This window comes from Paenibacillus periandrae (assembly GCF_022458865.1).
GTDB lineage: Bacteria > Bacillota > Bacilli > Paenibacillales > NBRC-103111 > Paenibacillus_S > Paenibacillus_S periandrae.
The window spans coordinates 71,360-88,040 of record NZ_JAJNMU010000030.1 but is presented as its reverse complement, the minus strand read 5'-3'; the positions used below and the strand labels follow the sequence as shown (position 1 = coordinate 88,040).

Below are 16,681 nucleotides of genomic sequence, written 5' to 3'. Positions count from 1 at the left end.
CCGTTTATTTTTATAAATTATTTATGAAATTTCGAGATTGCACGAGCAGTCTCGAAAGAATCATTGGATGTTAAACAAGAATGACATTCATTCCAGAATCCAGAAATTGCTTTCTGTCATATTCCGTAATATCCTTGCCTGTAATTAAAGAATGAATAGTGGAATTTGGCGTAACCGTATGCAGGGATAGCTTACCGATTTTGGTGTCGTCAGCAACTACAATTACTTCCTGTGCCGCGTTGATCATTCCTTGCTTAGCGAGAACAAGTTGGGCCTCCGGATGCATTAGTCCATGCTTCGGATGAATGGCCGGTGTACCGATAAAAGCTTTGGATACATGCAGCGACCGAAGCGCCTGATCCGTAAACATCCCGTTGAGCATAAAGCTTGAGGGATACAAATCGCCGCCGGTTACCGTAATCTTGATGCCTGGGGAATCACGAAGCTCTGCTGCGATATTCATATCATTGGTAACAACGGTAATGTTGGAGCGGTAGATCAAATTCTTGGCAATGTGAAGCGTAGTTGTACCTGAATCAATGATGATATGATCTCCGTCCTCCACCATGCTGGCTGCCATCTTGCCAATTCGCATCTTTTGCTCAAGCTGCACATTGGACCTCTCATTAAAGGAAGGCTCGTTATGTGTCAATTGCTCCACGATAACTCCGCCGTGAGTTCTCTTGAGCAATCCTTCCTGTTCCACCTCCGCCAAATCTCTGCGAATGGTTGCTTCATGAACATCAAATTCCAAGGCTAACGCTGCAACCGAAGCAGCTCGATGCTGTCTTACAAACTCAACAATTCTTAATTTTCTTTCCGCAGGTAACATGGTCATGCCCCTTTCAAACAAACATTAGCATGCAATTAAATGTTCATTTATGCTCTTATTTGTATTTTTAAATTAACACTGGTAAACATTTCTGTCAATACTATTTTTAACATTCCTTTCGCATTTTTTACGATATAAGCCCGATTTATTGATGAAACAGACGAATATCCCTGTCTTTTAAAAGATTATTTAAATGTTCATTTGAGCTCGATAATCTAAATTAATGATTGATAAAATGCTCTAATATGTTATTATTGGTTAAGTATTGGAGTATAAACATTTGCTTAAGGCACTCCGAATTGGAAGCGCTTGCGCATACACCATTGATTTAACGGCAAGCTTCGGTTGCACAATCCGCCAATATCTTTTTTTAGGATGCGCTTGCAGCTGGGATTTGATGGGTCTCTCCTCTTATTTGGTTGATGGAGACAACCTGTACTCATAAACAAACTCTCGCCCCATGAGACGAGAGTTTTTCTTATATATATTACCACTAGCGTTGCATTAATTTTCTCTGAATGTTCATAATCTTCTGCCTTTTTGTCATCAGGGCATAAAAAAATCCTTTACAATGAAATGGCAGGTAGTTCCTGTCCATAATCCACTGAAAAGGATTAAACGCATGGATAAGGATACCCTATTTTCTTCAGTTTGTAGCGATTCTGTTCGTCCTCTTTTAACCATGCATCAATGGTAGCTTTGTACGGATCCAGCTTTGAGGGCCTTGTCACGGCTACCGGCACCTGCGGGGAAAAATCTTCTTTGGCCATATACTTGCGGACGGTTTTCACATCCATCTTTAATTCCTTGGCGTTCTGATAGGGTCCCTGCTGCTGCATTTGTAACTCTTTAACTCGGTGAATCTGCTCCATGCTCTTCATCATCCTTTCTCCTCCTTGCATCTCTGCAAGAAGAATTGTACGCCAATTGGATGATCGAAAGGGGCTGAAATCCATCAAAAGAATTTCCAGCTCACACCAGGGATTTTTCGATGATCATACCAGGGAATTCCTGATGATCACACCAGGGATTTTCTATTGATAAAACCATCCCTTTTCATTTGATCATAAACAGACAAAGACGAAATCGGCGGACGCTATCTCGAAGATTGTGCGGTTGCGCCGATTGATGACACACCTAACCCGTTTGCAGATGGCGTAAGGTCGTATGTTCTCGACGCTGACAGAGCTGAGCGGCTTTGGGCGAAAAGCGAGGAAATGGTAGGCGCGAGAGGTACGTACCCATGACAGTAGTCGGCATCATTGGCGCGGGCGAGGTTGGCAGCCAGATCGCGCGTGCGGCGATCGCGAACGGGTATGAGGTCGTCATTGCCAATTCACGAGGACCCGTGACGTTGAAGGACCTCATTGACGAGTTCGGACCGTCAGCACGCGCCGCGACTGCGGCCGGCGCTGCCGAGGCTGGTGACTTCGTCGTCTTGGCCGTCCCCCTCAAGCTGGTCAACGACATGCCTGTGGAGCAGCTCGCGGGCAAGATCGTCCTCGACACAAACAACTACATGACTTGGCGCGATGGCCATTTCCCCATGATCAACTCTGGTGAGATGACAGTTCATGAGCTCCGCCAGAAGCAACTTCCTACCTCGAAGGTGGCGAAGGCCTTTACCCACATCCAAGCCCCCCGCCTCTTCATTTCGAGCAGACCAGCTGGCGACCCCGACCGCCATGCGTTGTCGGTCTCGAGCAACTTTCCTGAGGCCACGGAACTCGTGACGCGGCTGTACGACCAGTTCGGTTTCGATACTGTCGACAACAGTCCGCTGAGCGAGTCATTGCGGAGCGGTCCCGGCCAGCCAGCTTGGTCTGCGCACGCGCACCAGACCCGTGCTGAACTGATCGCCAATCTCGCCAGGGCGAGACGGACCATCTTGGCGTGATTGGCGTGAGTCCGTCCCTGAAGCCTTGATGCCCCCCATCACGACCCACAGGTAGTCAGGTGGTCTAGACTGGCTGCTGAGATGCCCGGAAATAGTTTCACTGATCTCCCGCACCAAACCTACTCCAGGATAAGACAGGACTGCTGCCAAGCAGGGACTTGCTTTCTGTAACCAGCTGTATTTAAAAAAGAGTAAACATAAACAGCAATAGCCCACATCTTGATTTCAAGGTGGGGGCTATTTGAGTTTACTTTTTCAGGCTTTTGTGGCTGACGCCGGTTGGTTTTGGTGCTTTTTGTATACCTCACCCCATGACATGACGGAGTCCAGGATGGGTTTAAGCTGCATGCCGATATCGCTCAATGCATATTCAACCTTTGGCGGAATTTGGGAATAAACGGTTCGCTCTACAATGCCGTAGCCCTCCAGAATTCGCAGTTGCTTAGTCAAGGTAGCATGTGTAATGTCTGGAAATAAGCGTTGAATTTCATTAAAGCGCATGGTTCTTTCACTCAAAAAGAAAATAATCAGCATTGACCACTTGCCCGATAAAATCATTTGGGCTCTTGTGAAACCGCATTCTTCCAGAATTTCATTTGTATATGGCATTATTGCCACCTCTTTTCGCTCAGTATCCAATGACATACTTACGCTCTAGTTATAGCGTAGAAACGCTGTAACGAAGCTTTTATAATACTATTATACGATATTAATTTATCATATGATATTTTTTTGAACAACAAACAAGGGAGAGTGTGGATATGGAAACCATGAGAGATATAAGCAAAGAACAGGTGCTGGCAGCATTGCAGAACAGACATGCGACAAAAGTGTTTGACTCGGCTCGGTTAATAAGCTACTTGGATGCTCAGTATATTTTGGAAGTAGGCAGATTGTCGCCAAGTTCCATCGGCCTTGAGCCGTGGAAATTTGTCGTGGTGCAAAATCGCCAACTTAGGAACAAGCTCAAGCAGTTAGCGCTTGGGGCACAAGCACAACTGGACACTGCCAGCCATTTTATCATTATTTTGGCCAGAACAAATGTTCAGTATAATTCCCCTTATGTGCTGGATCATATGAGACAAGTACAGCAAATGCCGGAGGAGGTTGTACAATATATATCCGGTGCTTTAAAGGATGTTCAACAAGTGCGCGGCTTGCTGGACGATGAGCGGCTGCTGTATGAGTGGTCCGCAAAGCAAGCATATATTGCATTAGGCAATATGATGACGGCTGCAGCGTTAATCGGCATTGATTCATGCCCGATTGAGGGATTTGATAATGCGGAAGTTGACCGCATACTGGCAGATGAAGGCCTTCTGGAGAACGGAAACTTTCAAAGTGCTGTTATGATGGCGCTAGGCTACCGGCAAGAAGAGCCGAAGCGTGCCAAAACGAGAAGTGATATGGAAAAGCTTGTAGCATGGCGCTGATAGGACGCCCTGTAAAAGCCATGCCTTGGCATAAAATGCAGATTGAGAGTTATTCCTATTAGCTAATCATCTGGATAGTGAAAAGTGTTTGTCGAAAAATAGTTGAATAGCAAAATAACCCAATCAAGCGATCGTATGATATCCTTGAGGTTCCTACGCCAGAAAGGAGATCAGATTGCGAGAAAGGGTTACTTTGCTAGTTTACCCGATTCCGTCCCTGTTTTTCCCGAACGTTTTCATCGACACCAGTTACTTCGTGTCCATTGATGCTTTTAATAGTCACAACCTCCATGATTAAATCTCTCCTTCTAATTTTTTCGATTTCCTCTCAGCGACATAAGCGTATGTCACTAGAGATCACCATCTGGTTCGCATTCATGCTCATTCAAACAATCTTCGCTACAAACGTAACCTCCGCAGTGCTTTAGGGGAAGTATTTACCTTCATAAATATAGCAGATTCGTCGATGGTAAATGTAACAACTTTAAAGGTATTGAAAATATCAATCGTCTCACTTTTCGACCACTAATTATAAAAGTGATATTCATCGAGTATTGCTTTATAATAAGAATGCTGCCCGTTAACGTAATAACGGCTGCTCCGCAGCGGCCGTTCAAGTATCGTTCCCTGTCAATGATTTGAAGAAATTGTTTCACTAAAGATATTCCTCAGAAATCTCTACGTACTATCTAACCCCAATTTGACGCCGAAATTAGGCATTCACTTTGTCTAGGGCGAATATCTTAATGGGGAAGTACATTTTAAAAAATTGAGGCGATACACTTGGGATACTTCGTTACTGTAGAAACGGGCGTAAAAGTATTTATAGAGGACATCAATCCGAAGGGAAATAAAACGATACTTTTTATTCATGGATGGCCGCTAAACCATAACCAGTTCGAATATCAGTTCAATTTCCTTCCTAAGCTCGGATATCGTTGTATCGGAATGGACTGGAGAGGATACGGCAATTCGGATAAACCATTCGACGGGTACAATTTCGATAGATTAGCAGATGATGTCCGCATGGTCATCGAGGCGCTACAGTTAAGAAACATAACACTGGCAGGACACTCTACCGGAGGCGCGATCTCGATTCGTTATATGGCTCGTTACAAAGGGTATGGGGTATCTAAACTCGTCCTGATCGACGCTGCCTCTCCATCCAGCGTTCCAAAAGAATTTACAAATAAAATCATCGAAGATACAAATCATGACCGACCGCAAATGCTGCAAGACCAAACGGGAATTTTTTTCTTTCAGTATATTTCCGAACCGAAATCCGATTGGTTCGTTTTAATGGGATTACAAGCGGCGAATTGGGCGACTTCCGCAATAATGGTCACGCTTAGAGATGAAAATGTTTACAATGATCTCGGCCAGATCGATGTACCCACATTAATTATTCACGGAATTCATGATAAAGTGGTTCCGTTTACCCAAGCTGAGGAAACAAATAAGCTGATCAAAAATTCGAGGCTAGTTCCGTTCCAATACAGTGGTCATTGCGCTTTTTTAGAGGAGCGCGATAGATTCAACCAATTATTATCTTCTTTTGCATAACGACTCGGATTAGCCGCACCATCGCTCCCCATAAATATAGTCCAATAATGCCCGATGATTGAGCAAATCTGCCCGATAGTTCAACATGCAGCCAAAAATGCCGGCCGCCTGTTCGTCATGAAGCTATCGTTCCCGTTAACAATAGTTAGAATATTGGGTTTAGTTCCAACCATTTTTTAAGCATAACAATATCTTGATTAACATTCCTTATGACTGCAGAGTCTCCCCACGTATCAGAAAGAAAAGAAACGTATAGTGTCCCAATATTAAAATTCTTCTAAACGGAATAAAGAGGGGAATAGAGTTTATTTCGTCTTCGCTCATAGTTCTAATTTTGTTATATCCTTCCAAAAACTGATTCTTCCGTTGTTCTCTCATTTTCAATTTTGTTACATCACTGCCCATGCCAAACGGGAAAGCGTACACGGAAATATCATAAGCTCTCCATCCATTCCCACAAAAATCAAAATAAAATAGGATCGGATTGTAGTCTGCATCAACCCGCATATTCCCACCATAGATGTCTCCATGGCATAACCCATATTGTGGTTTTTCGACCGATAAGCTTGCTAACTTATTTTTTACCTGTTTTGCAACATTCTCTAAAAAATCGATATCACAACCATATATCGTTGAAAATTGTCTTATCGCGTTCATAGATCTATGAATAAATAAATCTGCATCTAAATTCAAACGGTTAATTCCAAAATCATATGAATCCCAAGCATTGTGAATAGTTGCAATATAGCTACCCACGCTTTCATTTAATTCTGCGGTTTCTTCTATTTGGTTAAAATCATGTATGCCAACTGAAGTATATAACACTCCATATCTTATTCCATTTATATTACCAAAAACTATGTTCTTCTTATTCATATTTTTCTTGTCATTCTTTAATCTTGAAAGAACCCCTAATTGCTTGGACATCCCTAAACATGGTCTGGTAATCTTCCGTTGCCTTATCATCGCTGGGATCGTACTGCACATCGGATGGTGTATGAAATATGTATACATGGTCACCTTGTTCTCCAATTTTGGTCGCGCGAATTTGCCCATGGATTTCCTTTTCATGTTCTTCCCAAAATTTTGTCGACCACACAGAAATCGTGAATAGTATTCCATATTTAGTTGCTTTATTAATAAAATCAAGATTATGTCCTGCAAAGCCGGATACGTTATCCACTACTTCATATTTGCCCTCCCAGCTTGCAGGAAGGGTCATTGTGAAATTATATTGTGTGTTTGTATAGGGGATTGTTGGGACATTAGCTCCGATCATGATCCCTGTATCACCCGGATTTTTCAGATCAATACCCGAGATGGCCCAGTAGTCGGATGATTCCCGTGGTATCTTTTCCACAGTCAAGGAGGCACTCCCCGTTCCAATCGTTTCATTCATCACAACAAGCGGATAATCAAATGAAATTTGAACCTTATCTGATGTTATCTCTCTGGAGTGCAGCTGTTCAACCTTTCCCATGTGGGGGCTAGAGCCACCGGTTACCCAAATGTGGTCTTCAAATTCCTGTTTGGTGTTTTGCCGTAAAGCCGGTGATAAAACTGCATACTGCATGGCACCGCTTCTCTTTTGCACACCGCGGATCCATGTTAAAACCGCTTCTTCTGGAGATTCAGCAATCAGTGCTTTCTCCAGACTATTCACTTTCATAGTTAAAATGGACGATTCAGGCATAGTTACGTAGATGCTGTTGTCCTTATAAGTCAATTTTCCCTGGAGCTGTTCCACTATAGATCTCAAGGATACCATTGCTGTTCCTGAGTCCATGTTCAGCATCAGGGCGCTGTCGGCAAATTCCACTTTATTGATAAAAAGCCGTACATCAGGCGCTGCAGCTAAGACAGAACCCGAGATAATCATGAATCCAACACATGCAGCAGTTAAGACCTTCCAGTTCCTTTTCATCAAAATTTCCATATCTCCCCACTGTTAAGTATTGGTATTTATAATATGGACTGATCCTGATAGACGAAAGTTGCAAGATGGATCGCTTTACCGGTTTCTTTTTCTTTTTTACGTTGCTCAGAAAGAGAAAAGAAGGTACAATGGCAATAAGTTCTGTCTTTATATTGTTTTCTATTTGGTTAAGCGCTTTTCTACAATCGGAATGTACTATTAAACAAACACAAACAAAAAGGAGTAACTCTCATGCAGAATACCATCCAACATGAATTAAAGAAAGTCATCAATCAGCTGTTACATTTAAAAAGACCCGACAACGAAAGCCATTTAAAGGAATTGGCTGCCGAAGGTAAAGCCTTGGGGTACTTTCCCCGTGACTTTGGAATGGACGAATGGGACTGGCCGCAGGGCATCGGCTTGTACGGCTTAAATAAACTTACGAATCAAGAAGGCTTTGACGGGTATCAGGACTTCTTCGTGAAGTGGTCCAATGAACAGATTGAGCGTGGGCTGCCCCTCAAAAATGTTAATACAACGGCGCCTTTACTTACCCTGATGGACCTGCCCAGCGTGGAGAAGCTTGCTTTGGAATGGATGCAATGGGTTGAAAATGAGTGTCCGCGGACGAAGGAGAACGGGATTCAGCATGTAACCTCCGGCAATACTTCGAAGTTCGAATTAAACCTGCACGATCAAGAAATTTGGATCGATACTTTGTTTATGGTTGTGCTGTTCACCGCCAAAATGGGCAAAAAATATAACAATCCAGGTTGGATGAACGAGGCGACCTACCAGTTTGCAACTCATATCAAATATATCTTTAATCCCGGGAATTCCTTGTTCTTCCATGGCTACGATTTCAATCATCAAAACAATTTCAGTGCAGCGCATTGGTGCCGGGGAAATAGTTGGTTTACACTTGCCGCCCCTGAGTTTTTGGAAATTATGCAGGATTCCATAACGGAGGAGTCCCGTGACCTTATTTTCGGCACATATAAGGCCCAAGTAGATAAATTGGTTGAATTGCAGCATGCGAACGGACTTTGGCACACTCTGCTTGACGATAAGGACAGCTATACAGAGGTATCCGGCTCGGCAGCGATTACTGCAGGCATCCTGAAGGGGATCCGCCTTGGCTTATTGGATTCGAGCTACCTGGCACCATGCCGAAAAGCGGTTGCCGCGGTGCTGGAGAACATCTCCGAAGACGGTACGGTGTTAAACGTCTCAGGGGGAACTCCGGTATGTGAACATAAGGAAGACTATAAAAAGATCGTGTTCGCGCCGACTGCCTACGGACAAGCTTTAGTGATCGTGTTGTTAGCCGAAGCATTGTATCATACTGAACTATAAGAGTGAATCTTTAATAAAGCTTGAGTATTCAAGCTTTATTTTTTTGTCTCCTGAAGAGCAGTGGCGTCACGCCAGTTTCTTCCTTAACTTGAATCGTTATCCCACCTAATTCAATAGCTATTCCTCTACCAGCGTCGCGTGCTGCACCTGCCACCAAAGCCACTTTTCCCTTCAGAGGTTCATTTATACTGTCTTACTGTATAAGCCAACCGTTCGACGCTCATGTTATCACCTATAAGATCACAACTTTCAGATAGCACGAAAAAAAGGAGCCCGTGGGCTCCCTTTTAGAAAAATCAATGCATAGGACTCATCGCTGCACGGTTAACGACAACGCGGCGGATAAAGAACGCTATGGCCAGACCGATAATCGTCACGATCATTGCGAAAAAGAACACGTTCTGCGAGCCGAAAGTCATCGCTTTCGCCATCTCGGTCAGCTCATTCGGTGCAGGTGAGTTGTGCAAGTACTTTTCCATACCTTTTGTAAGGATGCTTATTGCTACCGCCGTGCCGATCGCACCTGCGACCTGCTGCAGCGTGTTCATAACCGCTGTGCCGTGCGGATACAGCTCCGGTGGCAACTGGTTCAGGCCGTTTGTCTGCGATGGCATCCAAACCATGGAAATACCGACCATGAGACCAATGTGCAAGGCGACGATCAAAGTGATCGAAGAAGCCAAGGTAATGCCTGAGAAAAACCATAACATTGCCGCGACGATGAAAAGGCCGGGAATGACGAGCCATTTGGGCCCATATTTATCGAACAAGCGACCCATTTGCGGCGACAGGATGCCATTCAGCGCGCTGCCTGGCAGCAACATGAGCCCAGCAGCGAACGCGGACAGTCTCATCCCATTCTGCAGATACATCGGCAAAATAATCATGCTCGACAAAATGATCATCATACATGACAATACCATAAGTAGGCCCACGACGAACATCGGGTACTTGAAAACACGCAAGTTCATCATTGGCTCGCGCATGAATATTTGCCGCAGCGCGAACAACGCAAGCGCGACTAGCCCGATGACAATTGATGCGACTACAATCGTGCTGGTCCAGCCTTGCTCGCCTTCGCCTGCCTTACTGAAGCCGAATACGACACCACCAAAGCCGATCGTGGACAATACGATGGATAACAGATCAATGCGAGGCTTCGCAAGTTCTGTCACATTTTCCAAATACTTTAAACCCACCAATAGCCCTATGACTAAAAACGGCAGTGAGAGCCAGAAGATATAGTGCCATGTTAAATATTCGATCAGGATACCTGCCACAGTTGGGCCGGTCGCTGGAGCGAACATGATGACAAGACCGACGAAGCCCATCGCAGCTCCCCGCTTCTCTGGAGGATAGACGATAAGGATCGTATTGAACATGAGCGGAATTAATAAGCCCATGCCAATCGCTTGCAGAACGCGAGCTACCATTAACATTTCGAAATTGAACGCTATCGCCGCGATCAATGTGCCTATGATTGAGCTCGCGAGTGAGCCGATAAACAATTGCCTTGTTGTAAACCATTGCAGCAGCAGCCCCGTCATCGGCATCAAAATACCGAGCGTCAGCAGAAAGCCCGTCGTTAACCATTGAGCAGTCGCGGCTGAAATTTGGAACACGTCCATTAAATTGCTGATTGCGATATTGAGTGCTGTCTCACTGAACATGCCGACGAAGCCACAGATAAGCAGCGACGCCATGATGGCCCGCGTATTGTATTGCTTCACTATCGATTCCACTTCCCTCTCCAAAATAATCTCTATTTGTAAGCGATTCTGTTCGCTCACTAACTGATACAATAATAGTAACAGTTGTTTATGTCAATACCTGGGCCGTATTTTATTTGTAAAGAAAAGATATAAGCGAAATTCTAATGAAGAGCACTTATCGATCGAGCAGGCGCCTAACATGCTCATCCTCCCTTTTCTAAACTATATCATGTTTTTAAGAATTTGGTTTCTTATAGATTGCTGAAATTCAATATTTATACTAACCACCATTTTCGGCAGACCGAAAGGGTACATGAATCGGTTGAGTGATATCAAACATCGATTCCGGAATGGATGCGTTGGCCTCTACAACAAGATTCCGAAACACAGCGTTCACTTGGGCTTCAGGTTCGGATAACGAGTAGACTTTCATCGTAAGCTCTTTGACGTCGGTCGTGTCCACGTTAAACGCCAAAGGCTTGTCTCCGGAGTTTAGTTTGGGACTTTGGAATAACACCGTGCCTTTATTGCTGTCTATAACCTGAAATTGGGCATCTGCGTTGATAAGCGAAGTAACGAAGAATTCACCTTGGATTTTTGTCGCAGCACCATATAAAGAGTACCCTATTTCGAAAAAAGTCGAATCGGTGTATGGACGTTTTTGCAATGGAATGGAAATCATTCCCTGATCTCTTTGAACCAGCGAAATGTCGCTTGCAACCCGAATTGTTTTGTCTGTAAGTGGGTATTTGACTTTCCTTGCGTCAATCTTATCTACCAAGGCGTGTTCCTCTTGAAATGGTGTTAGTATGATTTCATCTCCTTGCTCTACAGAGGTTACTTGTAATTTAACATCGGTATAGCCCGTTATATCTTCCGAAAGAACGGCTTCAAAAGCCCTCATGGTTCCTTTTCCCGGAAAACTTGTATCCGTAGCAAGGTCCAGCGGAGCCTTTCCTAGTACTTTTCCATTGGAATCAAGGAAGGCTAGCGACCCTTTCACCCGGTTTTGTCCCTTCTTATCCAGTTGGAATTGTCCTTGGATAACGCTATATTCTCCATCCTGCCTAATATGAATGGCACCAAGACGCAGCGCAGGTTGGCTTGGATCTGCAAGCTCCATAGGATCAGAGGTATTCAAATCGTTATGAGTTTGGCCTGATAGCATCCCGATATGAATAGTGGCGTAGGCGTATTTGGTAATATCATTGTCCACTGATAAACGGATGTTTGTCTGTTCACCATAAATAAGGCTCGTTGTCGCTCCATCTGAAATCCCGATTCGTTGCCCCAGCTCATTATAGAACCAAACACTGAATTCAACAGGGATGGATTCTTTATGTCCGCTCCAGCTTGGACCCAACTGCGTCATGACATTAATTGCTGTTTTTCGACTTGTTGGATCGAAATATCTGTACGAAAAATCGACCTCAACCTGGTTCTGCTCATCAGATGCCTCCAGTTCATGAAGTTTAAACCAGACCGTTCCCAACCAGGAATCGGTACGGTACCAATTTCGCCATACCGCATTCACCTTCACCTTCTGGGGGCTTATAGCCGATCCTGTTTCCAGGCTGTATGGATAGCGAAAAAGCTTCGTCGTACTTTTTAACAGGATTTCTTGTTGTACCTCCCTGACACCGGATAAAAACTGCTGACGCGGAGCTATCCATCTCTCGCCGTTGATCGTCTCAATCAAGTAGCGGTTATCCCATTTCGCTTTTACTTTCACCATTTGCGGTGCCAATTGAATCCCCGTTGGTTTGGTAAGACCCGGATCACTGTAAAGGGACTCTACACCGAAAAGTTCCAGATTGCTTTCAACCGGCTTTTGTTCTCCGACCAGTGCATTTTCCGGCATAATCCATGCTTTTCCTGCCCAGGTGGAGATCAAATAGATCGGTACTGAATACCCTTCTCCATGTCCAATTCTACGCTGTGATGTTTCCAATATGGATACCCGCTGAGGGGCTATGATTCCAATTGCCTTCCCGGTTTCATCCCGTAAGGTCGTATTTTCAAACAGGGTAATGGTCTTCGCCTCCGAAGTAGTAACTTCAGCTGCCATCGTTGTGGCAGTACCCCCCTCCCAAATTGATGCCCATCCGTATAATGCTATAGCCGCTGCCAGTACCAGTCTTTTGTTCATCATGGCTTGCCTCGTTAAAATGCAAAAAACCTCCTTATACGCACCTAATCTATGATTATAGACGCCATAAGTTGGAAAAAAGTTGCCATGTGTACTTACTGGATTTTTTCAGTCCCTAGCATTAATTCCTGGTTTCTCGAGGTCCGGATCAAGTATAACTGCAGGTTTTTGGATGGGATTGAAGCATGAGGCTGCTGCTCGTTTCTCTATGTCACTAGTCACGCCGATTATTGTGGGTGCTAGCCCCTGCTTAATCCATTCTTTATACGTAAATTATTTTCCTACATAAGCCTTTGCCAACTTTACCAAATCTTCCTTCGCGATATCTCCCTCCAATTCTATAGAAATAACTTTACTGTCAGCCGTTTTGTACTTTACTATCAGCAACTTCTCAGTACCGTTAGCCATAAATATAGCCAGGGTATCATCGTCCACTTCGACACTCTCCCAAGGAGAATCTTGAAAGGTCATGGACATCGTTTTCTTCGGATTCTGCACAGACTCCGTCATTTCAACGTCCATATTTTGTCTCACCATAATGTCATGTTGATTCCACTGGAAAATGTCGTAAAATCCACCCAACCACCATTCATCGGCTGACTTCACATGATAGTTTTTATCCTGCGGGACCACACCAAGCGATTTAACAAGCGAAAATTTGCTAGCTTGCGGCCTCAATAGAGTGAACGGAAATTCTTTCTCTGCTTCATCTAATGATATCGTCTTCCATATATCTGCCGATTTTGATAGCACTGTCTCAAGCTTTTCCTTATACGATGGTTCATTCGTGTTAGCAGTTTTGATCGTATCTTTGGTATTACCACCGATATAAACTTGGACTCCATTCCAAGTGGTTTTATAAAGAATAGCAGCGCTAACTGATGCAGTAGCAATAAACAACAATATGCTCATGGCAATCCATACAGGACTTTTTCTAAAAGCCCATCTTTGCTTCCTATGAAGACGATGCTTTCCATGGAAGCAGTATACTCTTTGCATCACTTTAGTGGTTACATCGACTTCAGGCAGCCTTGTCTCTTTCATTCTACGAATTAAACTATTAACATTCATATCGTTGTTCATTCCGTTTGCCCTCCGATTGGTTTCTATTTCTTTTTAATTTCATTTTAAGGCGTTCGAATCGCTTCCGTACTGTAGCTGAACTGATTCCCAAGATAGTTGAAATTTCTTCGAAAGGTCGATCTTCGATGACTCGTAACGCTATAATCTCCTTTTCCGCTGCTGTTAATCCTTCTAGCCACTGCAAATCAATATCCTCTTGATCGGAAAAGGACTGCTCAGCACTCTTTTCATTACCAACGTTTTCAAATAACGGCATGAGAAGATACCATCGCTTTTTTCTTTTGAGCAAGGTGCTGCAATGATTAGCTGCAATCTTATACAGCCATGCCAAAAATAAGTTGTCACTGTCATGACGATAGCTCGCCAAATTCCTGTATGCTTTAAAAAAAACCTCTTGCGCGGCGTCTTCCGCTTCCTGCCGATTTCCAAGCATAAAATAACAAAACGTAAATATCTTCCTCTGAAAGTGCCGAACAATAAGTTCAAATGCGTCCGGGTCACCGTCAAGAACCTGATCGATGTGTTTCTTCGTCTCCATGATTGCAAACCTCCTTTCGAAATTTCTGTTGAGTCTTCACCATATATAACTATCGAGGTGAGGTTAATGTGACCGCATCGCTGATTTCGTATGATTTTTCGTAACCAGTTTCACGCAAATAGCACATAAAAAGAGAGAACGCTCCCGTGACTTAGCTTGGGCTACATCCTCTTGTTTAACCTTTCTGTTCTGTTATACCTGTTCCCCCTGCATCAGGACAAGTAGCACGCGGTAGGTTCCAAATGCGTTAAAGGAGTTTTATGCACATACGTATAAAATTCAAACTCAACGGCTTTGTAATATCCACACGTAACCATTTTGGTGGCATGATGTCATCATAACGAATTATACGGCCATACAGGCCTATGTTCGTATCTATCAAAAAAATCAGTTCAGTAGATAGGTAATTTCATACCAATAATGGTCCCAAGTTTTTCTTTAGTATTAATTTTCAAACCATAATTTTTGCCATAAGCTAATCTAATCCTGTTATGTACATTCATAATTCCATTGCCAGACTTTTTATTCCTTAATGTAGAGCTAGTGATGCTTTCTTCCATTTCAGTGAATATATGATTTGAAATTTCTGCAGGTATTCCAAAACCATTATCTTTAATTTCAATAATTAGATTCGATTGCAAAATGCATGCCTTAATTTCTATGTAACAATTCTCATCAATTCCATTTTTGAAACCATGATAAATGCAATTTTCAACTAGCGGAAAAAGGCTTAACCTTAGGATTTGGAAATCTTTTAGTTCTTTTGGTATTTTCAATATTAAATTAATATGTTGATCTCGGTAGCTCAATAATTTCCAATACTTTTCGATATAAGTAATTTCCTCATTAATTGTAGCGAATTCACGGTCGACATAAAAAATATAACGCAGAATAAAAGAATAAGACTGTATAATGTTTGATATTTCTTCTATCCCTGCTTGAATCGCGTAGCTATCTATAGTAGTTAAAATGTTAATCATAAAATCCTCATTCATGTGCAGTTTTGGAGCTATAGCATCTGCCAAGTAATGCTCTAAGAGCTTTAAGTTAGCAATTGAGCATTTTTCAGTATTTTCACACATTCATGCTCCCCCTTTTTTAAGATTCCCACGAAAATCCCTTAAATATCCTTAACGCTACGCACCAACTCTGCTCTTGCCGGAATAGCATATAATCTCCAATGAATAGACATGCCAAAAATCTATTTCAAGTTCACTACTTTAGTATATCAAGGCTATGGTATGATAGACATGTATGAAACTAATCTCTACCCGTCCATTATTAACATTTACAGGTGAACATATGATGAATGCACAACAATCTGCTTTCTTGGCGGATCTTCTTCAAAACCTTCAGATACATGTCATTGAAGCTCATCTAACTCAGTGTACCGAATCGTGGAGACTGCATAATTTTACACCGCAGTATAATAAACTATATTGGATTCTGAACGGAGAAGGCATCATCAATGTAGGCGATCAAGAGTTGCACCCTCGTCCAGGGCATCTTTGCTTGCTGCCCGCTCATTCTATGCAGTCTTATTCCGTCACCAGCAATCTTCCTTATTTTAAATATTGGTGCCATTTCACCGCGCATATCGGTTCGTTTGATCTTTTCCAATGGCTGGACATACCGCTCTATATGAAGGTCAGCAATGCCGAGCAGATGACAACATGGTTTAATGAGCTTGTTGCGCTATACCACGATTCTGCTTTAACATCCCGCCTTCGTGAAAAGGCAATCCTGCTGCAAATTATATCCTGCTATTTAGAATCTGTTCCCGTCCATATGCTGCAGCGCACTGAAGAAATGGATAGATTAGGCCAACTGCAGAAATTCATCGAACACAATCTGCATAAAAGCTTTACCGTGGAACAAATGGCAAAGTCCGTCCACTTCCACCCCAATTACTTGATTAAATATTTCAAAAAATACTTCGGTATGCCACCCGCTAAATATATGCAGCGCAAACGGATGGATAAAGCTAAATTTTTGCTCACAACAACATCACTGAGCATGAAAGAAGTCGCTGAGCAGACCGGTTTTGAAAATACGGATCATTTTACAAAAATCTTTCGCAAAGAAACGGGGTTTCCACCGACAGAGTATCGGAAGAATGTACGGGGCAGCACTTCGCTCTCCAACACCTGAGCGGCTTACATATGTCGAACGTACGCTCTTATGTCATCAAGGAATGGCA

At 43.2% G+C, this 16,681-nt stretch carries 16 protein-coding genes; 6 read left to right on the top strand and 10 right to left on the bottom strand.

Annotation, left to right across the window (positions count from 1 at the left end; translation table 11 throughout):
* Nucleotides 1–70 precede the first annotated feature (70 nt).
* On the bottom strand, nucleotides 71–832 hold the full coding sequence (locus LRL21_RS37190) for a DeoR/GlpR family DNA-binding transcription regulator (RefSeq protein WP_076236177.1): 762 nt from the start codon (nucleotides 830–832) through the stop codon (nucleotides 71–73).
* 614 nt (nucleotides 833–1,446) lie between these two features.
* A complete protein-coding gene (locus LRL21_RS37185) occupies nucleotides 1,447–1,716 on the bottom strand; it encodes a hypothetical protein (RefSeq protein WP_240420853.1) in 270 nt (89 codons plus the stop codon).
* A 359-nt stretch (nucleotides 1,717–2,075) separates the two neighbouring features.
* Between LRL21_RS37185 and LRL21_RS37180 the strand changes: the two genes are divergently transcribed.
* Nucleotides 2,076–2,729 (top strand): NADPH-dependent F420 reductase, encoded by a 654-nt coding sequence (locus tag LRL21_RS37180; RefSeq protein WP_240420852.1) that lies wholly within the window; start codon nucleotides 2,076–2,078, stop codon nucleotides 2,727–2,729.
* A 255-nt stretch (nucleotides 2,730–2,984) separates the two neighbouring features.
* Here LRL21_RS37180 and LRL21_RS37175 read toward each other — a convergent pair whose 3' ends face one another.
* Entirely contained in the window at nucleotides 2,985–3,338 is a 354-nt protein-coding gene (locus LRL21_RS37175) for a winged helix-turn-helix transcriptional regulator (RefSeq protein ID WP_240420851.1), read from the bottom strand.
* Nucleotides 3,339–3,490: 152 nt separating this feature from the next.
* On the opposite strand from LRL21_RS37175, the gene LRL21_RS37170 reads away from it, so the two are divergent.
* Both LRL21_RS37170 and LRL21_RS37165 read left to right on the top strand, forming a co-directional pair.
* Entirely contained in the window at nucleotides 3,491–4,162 is a 672-nt protein-coding gene (locus LRL21_RS37170) for an NAD(P)H-dependent oxidoreductase (protein WP_240420850.1), read from the top strand.
* A gap of 783 nt (nucleotides 4,163–4,945) precedes the next feature.
* Nucleotides 4,946–5,725 (top strand): alpha/beta fold hydrolase, encoded by a 780-nt coding sequence (locus tag LRL21_RS37165; RefSeq protein ID WP_240420849.1) that lies wholly within the window; start codon nucleotides 4,946–4,948, stop codon nucleotides 5,723–5,725.
* A 207-nt stretch (nucleotides 5,726–5,932) separates the two neighbouring features.
* Here the strand turns inward: LRL21_RS37165 and LRL21_RS37160 are convergent, their stop codons facing one another.
* The gene (locus tag LRL21_RS37160) at nucleotides 5,933–6,652 is read right to left on the bottom strand and encodes a phosphotransferase (protein WP_240420848.1); all 720 of its coding nucleotides are present in this window, start codon (nucleotides 6,650–6,652) and stop codon (nucleotides 5,933–5,935) included.
* Nucleotides 6,612–7,652, bottom strand: a complete 1,041-nt coding sequence (locus tag LRL21_RS37155) for a hypothetical protein (RefSeq protein WP_240420847.1) — start codon at nucleotides 7,650–7,652, stop codon at nucleotides 6,612–6,614. Before LRL21_RS37155 ends, LRL21_RS37160 begins: the two co-directional genes overlap by 41 nt.
* 240 nt (nucleotides 7,653–7,892) lie before the next feature.
* On the opposite strand from LRL21_RS37155, the gene LRL21_RS37150 reads away from it, so the two are divergent.
* Nucleotides 7,893–8,999 carry a glycoside hydrolase family 88/105 protein gene (locus LRL21_RS37150; RefSeq protein WP_240420846.1) on the top strand — a complete coding sequence of 369 codons (1,107 nt, stop codon included), beginning with the start codon at nucleotides 7,893–7,895 and terminating at the stop codon, nucleotides 8,997–8,999.
* Nucleotides 9,000–9,295: 296 nt separating this feature from the next.
* Here LRL21_RS37150 and LRL21_RS37140 read toward each other — a convergent pair whose 3' ends face one another.
* A complete protein-coding gene (locus LRL21_RS37140; RefSeq protein ID WP_420832535.1) occupies nucleotides 9,296–10,759 on the bottom strand; it encodes a DHA2 family efflux MFS transporter permease subunit in 1,464 nt (487 codons plus the stop codon).
* A gap of 232 nt (nucleotides 10,760–10,991) precedes the next feature.
* Complete coding sequence (locus LRL21_RS37135; protein WP_240420845.1) at nucleotides 10,992–12,863, bottom strand: hypothetical protein; 1,872 nt, start codon at nucleotides 12,861–12,863, stop codon at nucleotides 10,992–10,994.
* 79 nt (nucleotides 12,864–12,942) lie between these two features.
* Here LRL21_RS37135 and LRL21_RS37130 point away from each other — a divergent pair, with 79 nt between their 5' ends.
* A complete protein-coding gene (locus tag LRL21_RS37130) occupies nucleotides 12,943–13,149 on the top strand; it encodes an undecaprenyl-diphosphate phosphatase (RefSeq protein ID WP_240420844.1) in 207 nt (68 codons plus the stop codon).
* Here the strand turns inward: LRL21_RS37130 and LRL21_RS37125 are convergent.
* From LRL21_RS37125 to LRL21_RS37115, 3 genes are all read right to left on the bottom strand, one after another.
* Complete coding sequence (locus LRL21_RS37125; protein ID WP_240420843.1) at nucleotides 13,134–13,943, bottom strand: hypothetical protein; 810 nt, start codon at nucleotides 13,941–13,943, stop codon at nucleotides 13,134–13,136. The genes LRL21_RS37130 and LRL21_RS37125 overlap by 16 nt on opposite strands.
* A complete protein-coding gene (locus LRL21_RS37120; RefSeq protein WP_240420842.1) occupies nucleotides 13,921–14,481 on the bottom strand; it encodes an RNA polymerase sigma factor in 561 nt (186 codons plus the stop codon). The genes LRL21_RS37125 and LRL21_RS37120 overlap by 23 nt, the downstream gene beginning before the upstream one ends.
* 392 nt (nucleotides 14,482–14,873) lie before the next feature.
* Nucleotides 14,874–15,563, bottom strand: coding sequence for a sensor histidine kinase (locus LRL21_RS37115; protein WP_240420841.1), 690 nt, complete (start codon nucleotides 15,561–15,563; stop codon nucleotides 14,874–14,876).
* Between the two features lie 172 nt (nucleotides 15,564–15,735).
* On the opposite strand from LRL21_RS37115, the gene LRL21_RS37110 reads away from it, so the two are divergent.
* On the top strand, nucleotides 15,736–16,632 hold the full coding sequence (locus tag LRL21_RS37110; RefSeq protein WP_240420840.1) for an AraC family transcriptional regulator: 897 nt from the start codon (nucleotides 15,736–15,738) through the stop codon (nucleotides 16,630–16,632).
* Nucleotides 16,633–16,681: the final 49 nt, after the last annotated feature.

Coding starts and splice junctions, on each gene's coding strand:
- LRL21_RS37150 (WP_240420846.1), top strand. CDS start 7,893: ATGCAGAATACCATCCAACATGAATTAAAGAAAGTCATCAATCAGCTG.
- LRL21_RS37115 (WP_240420841.1), bottom strand. CDS start 15,563: ATGTGTGAAAATACTGAAAAATGCTCAATTGCTAACTTAAAGCTCTTA.
- LRL21_RS37190 (WP_076236177.1), bottom strand. CDS start 832: ATGTTACCTGCGGAAAGAAAATTAAGAATTGTTGAGTTTGTAAGACAG.
- LRL21_RS37160 (WP_240420848.1), bottom strand. CDS start 6,652: ATGTCCAAGCAATTAGGGGTTCTTTCAAGATTAAAGAATGACAAGAAA.
- LRL21_RS37170 (WP_240420850.1), top strand. CDS start 3,491: ATGGAAACCATGAGAGATATAAGCAAAGAACAGGTGCTGGCAGCATTG.
- LRL21_RS37135 (WP_240420845.1), bottom strand. CDS start 12,863: ATGATGAACAAAAGACTGGTACTGGCAGCGGCTATAGCATTATACGGA.
- LRL21_RS37110 (WP_240420840.1), top strand. CDS start 15,736: ATGAAACTAATCTCTACCCGTCCATTATTAACATTTACAGGTGAACAT.
- LRL21_RS37175 (WP_240420851.1), bottom strand. CDS start 3,338: ATGCCATATACAAATGAAATTCTGGAAGAATGCGGTTTCACAAGAGCC.
- LRL21_RS37125 (WP_240420843.1), bottom strand. CDS start 13,943: ATGAACAACGATATGAATGTTAATAGTTTAATTCGTAGAATGAAAGAG.
- LRL21_RS37185 (WP_240420853.1), bottom strand. CDS start 1,716: ATGATGAAGAGCATGGAGCAGATTCACCGAGTTAAAGAGTTACAAATG.
- LRL21_RS37180 (WP_240420852.1), top strand. CDS start 2,076: ATGACAGTAGTCGGCATCATTGGCGCGGGCGAGGTTGGCAGCCAGATC.
- LRL21_RS37120 (WP_240420842.1), bottom strand. CDS start 14,481: ATGGAGACGAAGAAACACATCGATCAGGTTCTTGACGGTGACCCGGAC.